The 2,890-nt window shown below is 58.7% G+C and carries 3 protein-coding genes; all 3 read left to right on the top strand.

Going from position 1 to position 2,890, the window contains the following annotated elements; all coding sequences use genetic code 11:
• Window positions 1–119 precede the first annotated feature (119 nt).
• Window positions 120–1,505 carry a PQQ-binding-like beta-propeller repeat protein gene (locus tag VN887_09940; GenBank protein ID HXT40332.1) on the top strand — a complete coding sequence of 462 codons (1,386 nt, stop codon included), beginning with the start codon at window positions 120–122 and terminating at the stop codon, window positions 1,503–1,505.
• Window positions 1,506–1,564: 59 nt separating this feature from the next.
• Entirely contained in the window at window positions 1,565–2,290 is a 726-nt protein-coding gene (locus VN887_09935; GenBank protein ID HXT40331.1) for a hypothetical protein, read from the top strand.
• 104 nt (window positions 2,291–2,394) lie between these two features.
• On the top strand, window positions 2,395–2,890 hold a 496-nt coding region (locus tag VN887_09930; GenBank protein ID HXT40330.1), incomplete at its 3' end, for an MBL fold metallo-hydrolase.

Raw genomic sequence — 2,890 nt, 5'->3', positions numbered from 1 at the left:
GATGAATGCTCGACGAGCCAATGATACCAAGCGCGAATCCACGGGGCGCCATGGAACCGTCACCAGAACTTGCACCCTTGCCCCCGGCATCGTTTCAGTCTTGAACCGCATGGTATGATATGAACTCCCAACCCTGCTCTGCTCCAGCTCAGGCGCGAGCCGTCGTCGTTGCCATCCTCACGCTCGCGACCCCGGCATTGCACGCCGCTTCGTCTTCGGCCGAGCAGTACTGGCCGCAATGGCGCGGGCCGCTCGCCAATGGCGTTACTCCGCGCGCGAATCCGCCGGTCGAATGGACCGAGACGAAGAACGTGAAGTGGAAAGTGCGGATTCCCGGCAGTGGTTCTGCAACTCCTGTCATCTGGGACAACCGGGTCTTCATTCAAACGGCAATTCCCACGGGCAAAAAAGTTGAGTCCTCCACGGACAAGCCCGGCGCCGGCGACGCGGCGGGAGGGCCGTCAGGAAGGCAGCGAGGTGGAATGCGTTCGGAAAAGCCAAACGAGGTTTATCAGTTTGTTTTGTTGTGCCTTGATCGTGAGACCGGAAAAACTGCCTGGCAGAAAGTGGCGCGAGAAGAGGTACCTCATGAGGGGGTCCGGCAGGGCGACGGGAGCTTTGCGGCCGCGTCACCCATGACCGACGGGAAACTTGTGTTCGCCTATTTTGGATCTCGCGGCCTGCATTGCTATGATCTGGAGGGGCATCTGAAATGGGAGAAGGATTTCGGCCGGATGCGGATAAAAATGTCCTTCGGCGAGGGTAGTTCGTGCACCTTGTCCGGCGATAAAATCATCGTCAATTGGGACCACGAAGGTGACGATTTCATTGCCGCGCTTGACAAGGAGACCGGCCGTGAGTTGTGGCGCCAGCCTCGCGAAGAGGATACTTCCTGGGCAACACCGCTGGTCGTGCAACGCGACGGCCACGCGCAGATAGTGACCGCAGCCACGCGCAAGGTTCGCGGTTATGATCTCGCTTCGGGAAAGTTGTTGTGGGAATGCGCCGGACTCGGGCCGAATGCGATTCCAAGTCCGGTTGCTTCGGACGCGATCACTTACGTGATGAGCGGGTTCCAGAAGAATGCGCTGCTGGCGATTCACCTCGACCGGTCGGGCGATCTGACCGGCACGGACGCGATAGCGTGGACGCGCAACAAAAGCACGCCTTACGTGCCTTCGCCGCTGCTCTACGGCGATCGGCTCTACTTCTTCGCCGGAAACAACGGGATCCTGTCCTGTCTGGACACCAAATCCGGCAACCCATTGATTGACGCAGAACGGCTGGAGGCGTTGCAGGGAGTTTACGCGTCACCCGTGGGCGCAAGCGGGCGCGTTTATCTGACCGGCCGCAACGGCACGACGGTTGTCATTAAACAGTCCGACAAAGTGGAGGTGCTCGCGACGAACAAGCTCGACGAGAAATTCGATGCCTCGCCGGCGCTCGCTGGAAACGAGCTTTTCCTGAGGGGACACGAATACCTTTACTGCATCGCGGAGAAGTGACCACACAATTTGCATCCACATCCGGTTCGTTAACAAACTCCAACCACCGAAAGGTTCTTATGAAAAGAAACGTTCTGTTAGTCACGCTGGTCTTGATAACCGGTCCTCTGCTCGCCGCGGACTCCGGAAACGAAGTCAAAGACGCCGCCAGGAAACTCGCGGAGAAAGGCAATTACAGTTGGAAAACAACAACCGAAGCGGCCGGAGGAGGCGGTGGCGGACGATTTCGTCCCGGACCGACGGAGGGTAAAACCGAGAAAGACGGCTATACTTTTCTGTCAATGACCCGGGGTGACAACACCCTCGAAGCCGTCCTCAAAGGCGGCAAGGGCGCCATCAAGACACCCAACGAGGGTTGGAAGTCACTGGCTGAAGCGACGGCGGATGCCGGCGGTGGTCAGGGAAATCCGGCGCGTTTTATTGGCCGGATGCTGCAAAACTTCAAAGCCCCCGCCGCACAGGCAGAGGACCTCGCGGGCAAGGCGAAGGAGCTGAAATCGTCGGAAGGTGCTTACTCGGGGGACTTGACCGAGGAGGGCGCGAAATCATTGCTCACATTCGGCCGGGGTCGCGGAGGCAACGCGCCGGAGATCAGCGGTGCCAAAGGGTCGGTGAAATTCTGGATCACGGACGGCGTGCTCTCGAAAATCCAATTCAACGTGCAGGGGAAAGTGTCCTTCAACGGGAACGATCGTGACGTTGACCGCACCACCACCATCGAGATCAAGGATGTCGGCACAACCACGGTGACCGTGCCGGACGACGCGAAAAAAGTCCTGTCGTAATCCGCCGGGAGATGGTTCGAAATGATTCCAGACGCGTTGTGCGAACTCCTGACAGCCATGCTTGTCGCCATCGCGCGTCCATGGCCCACTGCTGGCGACTTCCCATGAAAACCCGCTTGGACTGCGCGCGAATTCTGCCCGTTGTCGTGAGTCTGTTCTGCGGCGGTGGACTCCTCTGTGCACAGAACGCCCCGCAGTTCACCGGGATTCAACACCTGACAAACAGCGAAATCGCACTGCAATTCAGCGGTTCGAACGGATTCGCCTACCGGATTGATGTTTCAACCGACCCGCCGCAGTGGCAATCGTTCCTCACCGTTCTCGGCGGTGGCTCGCTCCAGCACACGGATTCAGCCGCGCCTTATCTGAGCCGGCGCTTTTATCGCGCCGAACAGCTGGCATCAGCGACCAACGTGCTGACCGGAGACCACCTCGTTACAACCAACGGCGACGTCGTGATTCATCCGATCAACCACGCCAGCTTCGTCATGGGTTGGAACGAAAAAATGATCTACAACGATCCGGTGGGCTCTGCCGTGTTATACCAGGGAATCCCCCGCGCCGATCTGATTCTCATCAGCCACGATCACACCGATCATT

The sequence above is a fragment of the Candidatus Angelobacter sp. genome, assembly GCA_035607015.1.
Classification (GTDB): Bacteria; Verrucomicrobiota; Verrucomicrobiia; order Limisphaerales; family AV2; genus AV2.
The sequence above is the reverse complement of the archived record's forward strand: the minus strand, read 5'-3'. Positions and strand labels throughout refer to the sequence as shown.